Annotated in this window: 9 protein-coding genes; 1 reads left to right on the plus strand and 8 read right to left on the minus strand. The window is 48.3% G+C overall.

Features of this window, described 5'->3' with window-relative positions:
* Positions 1–231: 231 nt before the first annotated feature.
* The 5 genes from ABD014_RS02665 to ABD014_RS02685 all read right to left on the minus strand — a co-directional run bounded on the left by ABD014_RS02665 (position 232) and on the right by ABD014_RS02685 (position 7,686).
* Positions 232–1,263, minus strand: a complete 1,032-nt coding sequence (locus tag ABD014_RS02665; protein WP_343857100.1) for a glycoside hydrolase family 18 protein — start codon at positions 1,261–1,263, stop codon at positions 232–234.
* Positions 1,264–1,287: 24 nt separating this feature from the next.
* Positions 1,288–3,903: a transglutaminase domain-containing protein gene (locus tag ABD014_RS02670; RefSeq protein WP_343857103.1), complete on the minus strand. Its 2,616-nt coding sequence runs from the start codon at positions 3,901–3,903 to the stop codon at positions 1,288–1,290.
* A 9-nt stretch (positions 3,904–3,912) separates the two neighbouring features.
* Positions 3,913–4,935: a carbohydrate-binding family 9-like protein gene (locus ABD014_RS02675; protein WP_343857106.1), complete on the minus strand. Its 1,023-nt coding sequence runs from the start codon at positions 4,933–4,935 to the stop codon at positions 3,913–3,915.
* 13 nt (positions 4,936–4,948) lie between these two features.
* Complete coding sequence (locus ABD014_RS02680) at positions 4,949–6,235, minus strand: alpha-L-fucosidase (RefSeq protein ID WP_343857108.1); 1,287 nt, start codon at positions 6,233–6,235, stop codon at positions 4,949–4,951.
* Between the two features lie 62 nt (positions 6,236–6,297).
* On the minus strand, positions 6,298–7,686 hold the full coding sequence (locus ABD014_RS02685; protein WP_343857111.1) for an alpha-L-fucosidase: 1,389 nt from the start codon (positions 7,684–7,686) through the stop codon (positions 6,298–6,300).
* A gap of 146 nt (positions 7,687–7,832) precedes the next feature.
* On the opposite strand from ABD014_RS02685, the gene ABD014_RS02690 reads away from it, so the two are divergent.
* The gene (locus tag ABD014_RS02690; protein WP_343857113.1) at positions 7,833–10,121 is read left to right on the plus strand and encodes a helix-turn-helix domain-containing protein; all 2,289 of its coding nucleotides are present in this window, start codon (positions 7,833–7,835) and stop codon (positions 10,119–10,121) included.
* An 87-nt stretch (positions 10,122–10,208) separates the two neighbouring features.
* Here ABD014_RS02690 and ABD014_RS02695 read toward each other — a convergent pair whose 3' ends face one another.
* The 3 genes from ABD014_RS02695 to ABD014_RS02705 are packed head-to-tail and all read right to left on the minus strand — an operon-like array spanning position 10,209 to position 13,733.
* Positions 10,209–11,813, minus strand: a complete 1,605-nt coding sequence (locus tag ABD014_RS02695) for an extracellular solute-binding protein (protein ID WP_343857115.1) — start codon at positions 11,811–11,813, stop codon at positions 10,209–10,211.
* 33 nt (positions 11,814–11,846) lie between these two features.
* Positions 11,847–12,755, minus strand: coding sequence for a carbohydrate ABC transporter permease (locus ABD014_RS02700; protein WP_343857117.1), 909 nt, complete (start codon positions 12,753–12,755; stop codon positions 11,847–11,849).
* A gap of 15 nt (positions 12,756–12,770) precedes the next feature.
* Positions 12,771–13,733: an ABC transporter permease gene (locus ABD014_RS02705; RefSeq protein ID WP_379339238.1), complete on the minus strand. Its 963-nt coding sequence runs from the start codon at positions 13,731–13,733 to the stop codon at positions 12,771–12,773.
* Between the last annotated feature and the right edge of the window lie 204 nt (positions 13,734–13,937).

Here is a 13,937-nt window from a genome sequence, read left to right on the forward strand (position 1 = left end):
ACGCTATCAACACTCAACTCAGCGCTCAATCTATCTAAATTTTGCCACGTTATTTGATATAGTTATAGGGTAACACAACTCTGAAGGGTTTATCGACAGTTTTCATTACAATCGAACGCCAACCATAACAAAAGAAGGCCATGGGCGGCAAGCGTGCCTGTAATCAGGATAGATCCGCAACATGCGGATCATGCCGTTAACCCTCAGCCTTCTCATATTATAAGATAATTATTAAAGTCCGCGATACATCGCATCCAGCAAACGATGGGTGTTATCGCAGCTATACTCCCAGAACATTACGCCTGAAAGTCCGTTCTCCTTCACATAGGTGCATTTATGACCAATCGACTCTTCATCTTCATAAGATATGAAGCTGGACCCATTGAAAAGGTATGGCGCCAGTGCTTCTTCATCCCAATAGCGAGTGTAACCGTTCTTGTTGATGTAGTCCTTAACTAAGGCCGTGTAATCCGGACCATACCCGCCCGTTGTGCCGGCCATTTGATGAAGACCATGGTTGCGGTCCGGCACCTGATTCCACATCCGAGAGTAAAAAGCAGCCCCAATCACGATCTTCTCTCTCGGCACGCCAGCGCTCAGGAACAGATTCACGGAGGCATCCGTACTAATACGGAATAAATCCCCTGTCGATGTATACAAATTTGTATGGTGCCCGGTCAGCACCTGGAAACCGCCGCGCATATCATAGGTCATTAACTGTATGAAATCAAGGTATTGCTGTACCTGATCCATCTCTGTGCCGTCCACATAATATTGATCAGCCCCAGCAGCGATGGTTAGCATATAGTGGCGACCGTCCTGTACCCCTTTGGCATCAAGCGCTTCCCGCATTGTCTTAAGGAGCAATGTAAAATTCGTCTTGTCCTCCGGACTGGCAGCAATTTCGGCTTCACCATAGCAAGGGTACTCCCAATCCAGATCAATCCCGTCCAACGGATACTCCGTCAAGATACGTTCCGCTGATTCGGCCATCTGTAATCTTCCCGCCTCAGTCGCGGCCGCTTCCGAAAACCCGCCAGCACTCCACCCACCGACAGATAACAGAAGGCTTAAATGAGGATAATTGCTCTTGATCTCCTCCAGTATTCCCAGGTTGTGCAGATGAGCGGTGGAAATCCGATGATCAATCACCTGACCAAAAGCTATGTTAAGGTGTGTCAGCTTCGTCAGATCTTCTTGAGCAATATCGGGGAGATGAGCATCGACGGCATAGCCGGCGACGATGTAGCTGCGCTTAGTCATCTATTCTTCACTCCATTCACTAGATTATTGCCGGATTGCCGATAACACTTGCAACGATTCCTTCCCAGTACCGATCTTGTATCCCGAGGCTGTGTAACGGATCTGATCTGCTTCATCCAGCACGAACAAGTGCGGGAAGCCGGCTTCATGTACCGTGGAGTGCGAGATGATGTCCGATAATGCAGCATAGGAAGCATCGCGGATAAACAGAGTCGACTTCGGCAGCTGTGGATAATCAGACGGATCAAAGGAGGCGCTCCACTCGGCATCGCCGATGATCAATACGATGGGAGCATCAAGTTCCGTGAATGCGGTAGTCAATTCTCCGATTTCACGGAACAGATGCTTGGTTGGTTCGCGCTCCGGTTCGATCCAGGCAACCAGTGCACCGCGGCCGCCGATCAGCTCGCCGAGCTGGCAGCCTGCACCATCCAGCCTCGTCAACATCGCTTGACGATCCAGCGTTCCCAGCACCGGAATTTCATGCTCCGCGTGTCGGAATGTTAACACAACATCCGTCTCCTCCCCGGCACGCACCAAGAAATAATTGAAGCGTACCTGGACCGTTCCATCCTTCAGACGAACGCCTGTGGTCATCCGGTATGAGCCCAGCTCTACTTCAAACGGCTGATCGTACACATCCCTCTTCCCCTCGGCGAAGAGAAGCGTCTTATATACCCCATGCTCTAATCTTGCAAATGAGAAATTCTCGAAGTAGGAAGCATCCGGGGCATCATCAGAAGCATGCACATCCTTAAGCAGTCTGATCTTGCCCCAGGACTTGGCCGCTTCTTCGCGTGGAACCGATGCATCCAGGACAGCATTTATCCAGACGCCACATGCCATATACTGCGGCTTCTGCTCGCTTGGATGCAATCGTGCTGGAACACCTAAGCTGCGGCAGATCGCAACGAATAAGATATCCAGCGAGACAGGGTCGCCAGCCATGAGCTTGAAGGTTCCCACGGGATTACCTTTGCCCTTCAGGTTCGGCAGGTCCTCGCGTCGACTGTATAGCTCGTCAAGACGACGAGCCAGCACGGCTGGATCAGCCTTGAACGCCTCCGCTTCTTCACTCGTGAAAGCTTCCTGGAAGAAATGCTTATATGGAACGATCATTTCATGCAGCACACGCGGACATAATACATACTGCGTAAACACATCCTCTGCAAGTTCCCCACGCACAGCCAAAGAAGCATGTAAATGATCCGTCAGCGTATCATGGAAGGTATCCACCAGATCCTTCTCATTCAGGCTCTCTAGCAAGCGCAGCGGCCACTCCCCAAGTTCTCTCGATTGTTCGCGAAGAAAAGCAGCGATCTCGTGGCTGTTGCCGCGTGCCTTACACAATATATTCCATACCCGTTCCGTAGGCAGCCCTACCTCAGCAGCCAGTTCCGATGCAGCCTCTTCGGTCATGAACGTATCCTCGAACGATGTGCGAATCTTCGTTCCTGCTTCCAGACAGCGGTTATGCTGCTGAATGCGTTCCTCGCTTAATGCTTGGACAGTCTCACCTTCTCGCTCTGGCGGCGGGACCATGTCTAGATCATGTGTTCCGTTTGGCTGCTCCATCTGATCCAGAACCATCTCGATACGGTCGCTATCCGCAACCGTTATCTTCTGCTCGCCCCATACCCCATTCTTAACAGCTCGAATTAATAGATCTCCAAGGCCCGTCTTAAAGACGGCTTCCCCCTGTTCATTCGTCGGAATCGTGGCAATCGGGTAAAATTCAGCTGTATTATATAGCTCAAAGTGCACCTGCGCTTCGCTGACAGGCCGGCCTTCTTCGTCTTTGACTAAGACAGTAATCGTCCGCGTTAGAGCATAATTTTCAAGCAAATTGATTTCGGTGAACCATTCGTCGGCCAATGTAATATCCTCTGGCCCCGAATAATCGGCATAAATCCGTGTGTTGATCAGCATCGCCCTCCGGGCAGGCGGGCTGAACCAGCCCTGATTCAAGCGGGCCTCGGGTTCGCAAGCCCCGATATAATACCAGGTCCCATCGGCCCACGCTTCAACCCAGGCATGATTACTGTCGCAATGCGCCCAGCGCGGCGTATATACCTGGCGAGCCGGGATGCCGATGCTGCGCAGGGCAGCTACCGCCAGCGTCGACTCCTCGCCGCACCGTCCGCGCGCGTTCCGGATCAGCGACAGCGGCGCGATTGTGCGCAGGTCGCTGCCAATATAGGTCGCCTTCTCATGGCACCAATAATTCGTCTCCAGAATCGCATCAGCCATGGACAGCGATCTCGTGCGCTCATTCAATTCTTGGTGCAGAATGCCCCGGGAATCCTCGATATTCTCCGTATTCACTCGATAAGGCAATACAAAATGCAAGAATAGATGATCCGGCACCCGGCTCCCCCAAGGCATTGTCTTGCGGATTTCCAGTGACTGCCGCACATAGCTCAGGAACAAATCGCTGTTATAATCCGCCATATCATTCACAGGCATATAAGCGTATAAATACTTAAGTGCCCACGCTTCTTCTTCAGTCAAGTCCTGCTCGAATACGTCGAACAGCTCATGCTCCTTGGCACAGGCCATTTCCCGCTTCACGCTCAATTTGCGCTCTATGAGGTCCATCGTCCTAGAATCCAATGAAAATACAGAAGTCTGGTTCATCATTTCTTCCGTTCACTCCTTCCACAGTTTTCCATCTTCGCGGATACAGTACATTGTCTTGCCGTCCGTTGACGGAGCCGTTATCTGGAACAGGCTTCGCGTCGTTTCTATCATCGGGGAAATACTCCATTCATCCTCACCAAGCAACAAGTCAAGCTCCTTCGTAAATTCACCATGTTGTTCGAAATAATTGCGCTGGAGATAATAGAGCCTGCGCAATTCCCACTTGATGCGCTCATCCTGCGACAGAACAAATGCATTCGGTCCACTGGCATCTGCAAATACAACATAACCCCATAGCTCGGGATAATGCATATTGATAATACCCATCGGAGACCACACCCAGTTATCCTCAGGGAACGGCTTGCCTGTCTCTGGATTAAGCACCTTGCTGTACTCCCCGTTCTTCACCTCAGTCTGCCATTCTACACGGGAGAAGTTGACGCGCCAGAATTCGCCTGCGATCGGCGAACGAGTCTCCGGTGCACATTCCTTCAAGATTTTCCACGGAATCGCCACCTCCACACTCCACTTCCGGTTCTCAGCATCAGGGCGATTAAGCTCTCCGTCAATATGAACCGCCGTCTTCAATCCAGCGATATCCCAGCCATTCACTGGCGGCCCTCCATCCCGGTAAGGCTTAACCAGCAATAAATCCCATACCGTGTTCAAGGCATTGATCTCGAATTCATAATACTGATGTGTATCCCCATCGGGATCAATGAAAATTTCGAAGTCATTATCATAGAAGATGACCGAATCACGTTCCGTCAGCGTCGCCCAGATCTGGTCTTCGATCAGCTCCGCGCCAAAATAGAAATATTCATCGTCCCACATCATTTTGACACGGGTCTGCTTGGCCGGTCTCGGCCGGAGGTCGCCTTCAATATCTACAAAGTCCTCCGTCCACTCCGCTTTCTGCCAAAACGGCTTGTCGAGCCTCCCATCCAAGCTGAGCGGTCCCTCAGCCCGCTGGCAAATATAATGCTTCGGATCAAATACAATCCTTGGCTCAGGTACTCCACTAAGCTTCATGTTGTCCCCTCCCTCAGTTATGTGTAACGACAGCTCCGGAGCCCCCGTACATCTCAATTTCCTCATCAAATTCCAGCTTCAGCACCGTTACCTGCTCATGGGTATCCTCAGGCGTCAGATGAATCCAGGTCGTTCCCGGAATGTTGAACCAAGGTACGCCGCCATGAATGTCATGCGTCAGCTCCTTGCCCGAATGCAGCACTGTAATTTTCTTGATCTTGTTGCACAGCCCTTTCAGGCATACATTTTCCTTCGGATCATCGTACACAAACAGGTACAACGTCTTCCTATCCTTGGACAGCGTGCTTCCTCCCAGGTAATATCGCGTCATAATGCCTTCTTCGGTACCGTAAATTGCTTCTTCATGCGTGCGTATCCATTCGCCGAGGCCGAGTAAAATATCTACCTGTCTCTGGTCGATCGTTCCATCTTCTCGCGGACCAATGTCCAACAGCATATTCCCGCCCATCGAGATGCAATCGCAGAACATGCGGATGATTTGATTCAACGATTTATAGTTATCGTCAGTTGGCACATATCCCCAGGAGCTGTTGATCGTGGTGCAGAACTCCCATGGGCCTTCCGGTCTCGTAATTGGAAGCCCTTGCTCCGGCGTCTTATAATCGCCATGGCCTTGAAGTCGTGAATTAATGATCAAATCGGGATTAAAAGACTTCAGATAATGCTTGAATTCAGGCAGGTTCCACTGCTCTGCGCTGCGTTCCCAGTCACCGTCGAACCAGAGCAGATCCACCTTCCCATAATTCGTTAATACTTCTTTGAGCTGATTATTATTGAACTCTAGGAACTTCTGCCATTTCTCATCATCCTGCACCCCATCCAGCGGACTTGCGAAGCGGTTAACCTTGCTAAGATCGTCCGGAACTTTGCCGCCTTCATACACACTCGGATAATCCGGATGTGACCAGTCGATTAGCGAATAGTACATTCCAACACGCAGCCCCTTCTTATGCATCGCCTCAGCATACTCCTTGACCAAGTCGCGCCCCGCTGGTGTACTCTTCACCACATTTAGATCGCTATACTGCGTATCAAACAGCGCTACCCCGTCATGGTGCTTCGTCGTCAACACCGCATATTTAGCCCCGGACTTCTCTATGAGTTCCACCCACTCATCGGCATTAAAGCGCGAAGCGGTGAAGCCTTCCAATTGCTTCATGTACTGCTCATACGACATTCTCCCGTTATAAAAAGACCATGATTCCGCTACACCATCTACCGCATAAATACCATAGTGAATAAAAATGCCTAGTTTAGCGTCCTCAAACCATTGCTGCATTCAGATCATCACCTTTCTGATTCGTTGCATGATCAAATTTATGAACAACCATCTGCTAACTATTATTGAATTCGAAAGACATGGGCGATTGGGGCCTTGCCCCCTGTCCCCTCATCCGGCAGACGAATTGAAACGCCCTGCTCAGTTTGGCGGAACTCCAGCTTGTCGTAGCTGCCAATCAAGTCGATTCGGCTGACTTCTCTATGCAGCGGCAGTACGATCTCCTGCGGTACCCTTGCCTCTTCATCCTTGTACAGATGGAAGGCGTACACTTTATCTGCCTTTTGCGTAAACCGAAGGTTCCCGATCGAATAAGGCTCGCAAATTCGTGTTCCATAAATCGCCTCCCCGTACACCTTCAGCCAATCCCCCATTCCCTGAATACGAGAAATCGCCGTTCTCGATATCCTGCCGTCCGGCTGGGGGCCGACATTTAAAGCCAGATTGCCGCCTTTGGCCACGATCTCGATAAACAGATGGATCAATTCGCGAACCGATTTATAGTGATCTTCATAGCGGAATGAGAAGGCCGACCCCATCGTGATACAGCTCTCCCAAGGTACATGAAGCGCTTGTTCTGGCAACGTCTGCTCTGGTGTAATCAGGTTCTCATAAGGACCTCCCACCGTGCGGTCTGCTGACAGCAGCCACGGTTGGATCTGCCGTGCCTTCTCCACGACCTCGCCTAAGCGGATGTTCTGATCGCGGTAATCATTCACCCATCCGGCATCGAGCCACAGCACGTCAATTCGGCCGTAGTTCGTCATCAGCTCCATAATCTGCTCATGCGTGAACTGGACAAACTGTTCCCACAGCCAAGGATATTCCTTCGGATCGTAGGTTGGACCGCGTGATGTGGTCGTTCCCAGGCGCATACCAGGCGCCCAGTAGTACGGCGTATGCCAATCCGCTTTGGAGAAATAAGCGGAGATGCCAAGTCCTCTGGCGCGGAAGGCATTAAACAGTTGCTTCGTAATATCGGCATATTTATGGCTATGGAACGGACAGTCTGGACCTGTAATACGGTATTCAGTCGTTTGCGTATCCCACATACAGAACCCGTCATGATGCTTCGTCGTAAAATTCAAATACTTAAACCCGTTGTCAGCAGCGAGACTCGCCCACTGTTCAGGCTGAAATCGCAGCGGATTAAACGTCTTGTTCAATGCGAAATATTCTCGCTTGAGCTCCTCCGCATCAATATCCCAGTCAATCTCATTGCGCGACCATTCCTTATCCACATCACTCAGCGCCCAAGATTCTACCAAGCCAAGCTGAGAATATGGTCCCCAATGCATCATCAGGCCAAGCTTCTGGTCCTTGAACCACTCCAGACGCTCAAGCAGCAGTGGGTCCTCAGGCTTCACCCAGCTTTCTTCACTGCTGTAATTATGAACTCCCTGTTCAACGACAGATTCGAATTCATCGGTAGGTGATTTGTTATCGCTCATGTTATCCCTCCGTATTTTATTGATGAGATTATCCAGCGATTCTACTAAAAACGCTTACTTTTCCAATGTTCTATGTCCAAATTTCTGATTTGTTGGTATCATTAACAATGCAATCAGAATGATCAGCAATTAGGGGGCAGAAGCTTTTGAAACTGAACTATTTTAAATCCAAATTGTTTCTGAAATATATCTGGTCTTATTTATTCATACTTCTTATTCCCTTGGTATTCATGACCGTGCTGATTTATAAAAACGCTGTCACAAGTCTCCGTACGGAAATCGAACAGTCACGCCTTGCCCAATTAACGCAGGCAAAAGTAGTTATAGACGGCCGGATTAAGGAACTGAGCGAGATTGCTACCCGCATATCCTATGACAAAAGGCTTGCCAAATACCAGGTTCATGACCCTATCACCAACAGCGAATCCATCCAAGCTCTGGATCAATATAAAGCAACGAGCTCTATGATTGGTGAGATTTATTTGTATTTTCATAATGACGATAAAATATACTCCAGCAAAGGCTTGAACAATTTCGATGTGTTCACGGACAATCTGCGCTTTAAGACCTGGGACAGGAACGCCCTGTTCCTTGATCTCAACCGTGCCAAGTATCCAACGATTCGACCAACCGACATCGTCAGCAACTCTAACGGAGTGCAGAAGTCGATGCTGGTTTACTTAATCCCTATTACACCGAACAGCTCAAATCCGTATGCCACCGTCATGTATCTCATTAATGAATCCGAGCTATCGAATCTGGTCGACACGATCCTAGGTAGCTACGAGGGCCAGACGTATATTATCGATAACGAGGGGCATGTGCTCGTCAACAACCGCCAAGGAAAAGTGCTATCAAGCGCAGAGACAAAATCATTGCTAGGAGACATCAAACCTGGTATTGAAGAACGTGTCATCGGCGGTGTCGCTCACTCGATCGTAGCTGTCAAATCACAGTCCAATGGTTGGACCTATGTGACGATCATGCCTAACTCGCAATTTTTCAGCAGTGTCGTTCACATACGCAGCTTCATGCTCCTACTCTTCATCATCGTAGTCATCGTCGGGATTGCCGTCGCTCTCCTGCTGGCCAGAATGCAGTATCAGCCGATCTCGATGCTCGCCCATTTCGCAGCAGGCAAATCCGACTCAGATCAAGGGAATAGAACTGCCGGCAATGAGCTTGAACGCATTCGCACTGCCTTGCAGGAGTACAGTTCCAAGGTTGATCTGCAAGAGCCATTCGCTCGTCATCATTTTCTGACCATGCTACTCAAATTTGGCCATGCCCAGAGTCTTACGCCAGAACTTCATGAAGCATTCAATCTTGAATTCAACCGTTCTCATTATTTCGTGATGGTCATCGGCTGGGATGAAGATGAGCACAGCGACATTCAAGAATATCAGGAAATGATCGCCCTATTGACACAGATTGAGTTCCCGGAACTGTCCGCCCATGGATACGGTGTTGAACTATCTCGGGTGGGCCAGCTTGGTCTGATCATCAACTTTGATCTGGAAGATGAGTCCGCTCAGTTCGCTCATATCCGGTTAATTACGGAAGCGGTACGTGCCAATCTACTTGAAGGTTTCGATATTGTACCGACGATCGGTGTAGGGTCAGCATATACTGGCTTTGATCAGCTTAATCAATCTTATATTGAAGCTTGTTCGGCCTTTGAACTGCGATCGACCGATCACGGGTCTATCAATTATTTTGACAAGTTGTCTACGCTGCCTGAACATACGTACTGGCTTCCGAGCAATCTGCTCATGAAATTGTCACAGAGTCTGAAGCAGGGCAGCTATGATGTCGCGGCGCAGATTATTCAATCCGCTTTCGTCAGCCTGCACTCTTCCGGACTATCGGCCCTATATATTCGCTGCATCTGCTTCGATCTGCTCAATACAATTCTCAAGACTGTAGATGAACTGGGTAGTTCCCACCTTCTTGTCCAGGAGATTTCGACGCATCTGCTGCATAGTAGCTCCTTGGATGAGCTGGAGAGTAGCTTGCTGGAACTTGCTTCCGATGTCTGTCAACGGGCCGAGCAGAATGAAGTTCAGGAGGAGCAATCGATTATCGATCGCATCATCATCTATATTGATGAGCACTATACGGATCATACGCTAAGTCTTGAGACCGTTGCCTTTGAATTCGGCATCTCACCATCCCATGCCAGCCGTACCTTTAAGGAGAAGCTAGGCATTAACTTTGTCCAATATGTATGGCAGAAGAGGATGGAAGAAGCGAAGTTACAGCTCAAGACAACTCAGGAGTCGATCAAGAACATCATTACGAACGTCGGATACATGGATGCGCCGAACTTCATCCGCAAGTTTAAGAAAGAGACAGGCTACACACCAGGTCAATATCGCAAACAGTTCTCCCCTTTCGTTAATTTAGACTCATCAGAAAGCAACTTGGACAGCTAATAATGATGAAAGCCAACATCCGGTCTATCAACCGGGAGATGTTGGCTTCATTTTTTTACAGAGTAAGCCTCTGATGGAGCCCATTCTCTATTTCTTAGAGCGGTCGTAAGCGGCTTGGTACAATTCAACGTAGCGGTCTACACCCATCTTCTTAAGTTGATCTACGTACTTGTTCCAGTTGGACAACGGTTCTTGACCCGTCACGAACCTCGCTTCCATCTGTTTCACATAAGTGTCGATATCAGAGAACAAGGCGGATGCTTCGCTCTGCTCGTCATTGGTCAAATACACGTTAGGGAATGGGCTTCTTCCAATCGGTACAAGCTTCTCTTGGTTTTCCTTATCGATCCATTCGTCGAAGTCGCTTCTAAGGCCGATGTTCAATTCACTGGAAGCGATCCCAGGAGTCAGGATGCCATAGTTCGGTGTAATCGTACCGCGATAGTCTTCACGATCCTTGCCCCCTGGAACTGGCAACCATTCTTTCTCGTGAGCGTCTTTATTCGTATATTTCCACAATAGGTTCTCAGGTCCTTGTCCGAACAAAGTTGCTCCATCATAGCTGTACAGATAATCAACCCAACGCATCGTTGCTTCTGGATTCGGATCCTTACTTGTAATCGCAAAGGTACCATTAGTAGAGATACCCGGATGTTTGCCATATACCGGAGTGCCTTGAATATCACTGCTTACTGGCGTCATCAATGGATTATCCTCACTAGGTTCACCACCAAGCGTAAAGTATGGATAGTAATCGCTGAACAATGCAACCTGGTTGTTCTTACCTTTGGCCTTCTTCTGTTCATCGGTTTGCGAGAAGGTCTCATGATCCAGCAGATCCTCATTCCAGAGACGGTTCAGGAAGGTCAAATATTCTTTATAGCCTTCATCTGCTGGCGAATAGTGCACTTTACCATCGTTATCGACATAGATGGTCTCGCTGTACATCCCCCAGAAACCGAGGAAGAACATGCGCAAATCGTCCAGTTTCACCGAAGTCAGCGGAATTTCATCCTTCTTGCCATTGCCGTTTGGATCCTCTTCTTTTACCCGTTTCAAATAGGTGTAGAGTTCATCCGTCGTCTTAGGCAGTTCTTTTATGTTTAGCGCTTTCAAAAATTTGCCGTTATACCACATCGGTCCGCGATACCACACAGCAGACAGGTCAATAAACGGTAGTGCATAGATATGACCGTCCGGCGTTGTAAACGATTGACGAATCTCAGGATGTTCATCAAAAATCTTCTTTATGTTCGGTGCATAGCCTTCATCGATATATTTTTCCAGAGGGATTAACACTCCCTGGGATCCATAAGTCACCTGTTCGGATGACTTCAAATCAGCGGCAAAGAATACGTCTGGCAAATCCCCGCTGGCGAATACAAGATTCTTCTTCGTTGCGAAGCTATCGATTGGGGTCAATTGATATGTGAATTTGATCCCGGTAAGCTTCTCCATCTCCTTCAAGACAGGCATGTTATTCCAGTCCGCAAGACCGGCATCCTGCGACATCATCGAGAGGGTAAGAGGTTGATCTACTATCGGGAAGCCTTCCTTTTTCACTTCTACGTTGTTGGTATTCTTAGCTGCGGAACTGTTATTCGTGCTGCTATTTGATCCGCAAGCGGATACCAGACCTGCCGATAGAGCGAGGCAAAGAGCGATAGATGATAGCTTATAGAGTTTTTTCATTAGCTTAACTCCCTTTTTTGATAGTTAATGTTATTAACCTTTAACAGAACCAATCATAACACCCTGTACAAAATACCGCTGTAAAAATGGATAGATCACGATAACTGGAATTGTAGCTACAATAATGACTGCATATTTGACCAAAGCCGCGATTTCCGCCTTGCTATTCATAGCTGCAGCCGTTGAAGTATCAATTGCTCCGCCGCCTTGTGCAGACATCTCTTGCAGCACTAGAATCTGCCTCAAGACGAGTTGTAACGGGTATTTCCCTGCATCATTCAAGTAGATCATGGCCGAGAAATAGTTGTTCCAGTGACCAACCCCATAGAACAGAGCCATTACCGCGATAATTGGCATCGAGAGGGGCAGAATAATTTTGATGAACAGCCTCATGTTCGTACATCCGTCCACTTGCGCCGCATCTTGCAGTTCTGGTGGAATAGAACCCTGAAAGAATGTGCGCGAAACGATAATATTCCAGATCGACGCCGCAGACGGAATCACAATTGCCCACATCGTATTTACCATACCAAGCGACTTAATAAGCAAATAGGATGGAACCAGTCCGCCGCTGAAGAACATCGTAACCATGAACATGCCCATGAAGAAGTTGCGACCGACAAAGTCCTTACGGCTCAGTGCATAAGCTGCAGGCAGTGTAACGACCAGGTTGATTGTTGTACCGATAACCGTGTATAGAATCGTGTTTCCATAACCGATCCAGATACTTGTATTCTCAAATACTCGCTTATAACCGTCGAACGTAATTCCTTTGGGCCACAGCCACATCTCCCCGGAAGCAACATACTTCGGATCACTGATGGAGGCACTGAGCATATAGAGCAATGGATACAACACAACGACAAAAGCTAGGATTACAAAGAAGTAAGTAAAAGCTAGAAATAACTTGTCCCTTCTCGTCTCTTTAACACCTAATAGCATTCGTGTCCCTCCTCCCTACCACAAACTATTATCGCTCGTCCGCCGTACAATCTGATTTACAGTAACCAGCAGTATGCAGTTAATGACCGAGTTGAACAAGCCGATCGCTGTTGAGAAACTGTACTGTGCATCGACGAGACCGGAGCGGTACACGAAAGTGGAAATGACGTCCGATGAAGTCATGTTCAACGGATTTTGCAGCAACAGGATTTTCTCAAATCCTACCCCAAGCAAGCTGCCTATATTCAAGATCAGTAAGATAGTCATCGTAGGGATTATGGTAGGCAAGTTGATGTTGCGAATACGTTGGAAACGTGACGCGCCATCAATAATTGCTGCCTCATGAAGCCCAGGGTCGACACCAGACAGAGCTGCCAAATAAATGATCGTTCCCCAGCCTGCGCTCTGCCATACTCCTGACAAGACATATATCGTCTTGAACCATCTCGGATCTGTTAGGAAAGCAGGTGCTTGCAACCCCATTCCTTCGATCATATGAATAATGATCCCTTGTGAAGGGGACAGGAATGAAATGATCATCCCGGCCATAACCACGACAGAAATAAAGTGCGGTGCATACGTCACCGTCTGGGCCAGCTTTTTGAAGGCGCCATTCCTGATCTCATTAAAGGCCAGAGCTAGGATAATCGGAATTGGAAATCCTACGGCTAGTTCATACAAGCTGATACTCAGTGTGTTCCATAGCAAATCCCAAAAATAATAAGAATGGAAGAATCGTTCGAAGTGATCAAATCCAACCCATGGACTCCCAGAGATACCTTTGGTCGGAATAAAGTTCTTGAACGCAATCTGAATGCCATACATCGGCCCATATGAAAAAATAAGAAAGTATAGAAATGCAGGCGCAATGAAAATGTACAGCTCCCAGTTCTGTATGATTCTCTTCCACAGGTCCTTACCGGCGCTTTTGGGTTTTAACATGACTTCACCTGAGACAGCAGCTTTGGTGTCTTGCATAGGATCACCCCTTTCAGTTCGATTTCATAGATGTTCTTTTTTTTAAATGTTTAACTTGTCTTGCTATTTGCGAATCCTGCAGGATTGCTAGCGCTTACATTTCTAACGATAGCGCTGAAGGATTAAACCGTAAATATGTGGTTTATGAGCTTATACAATCCGCGCCCCGCAAGGCTTAATCCGTTTTTGACAATAACGGCCTCA

Origin of the sequence: Paenibacillus motobuensis (genome assembly GCF_039521865.1) — a bacterium.
GTDB classification, from domain to species: Bacteria; Bacillota; Bacilli; order Paenibacillales; family Paenibacillaceae; genus Fontibacillus; species Fontibacillus motobuensis.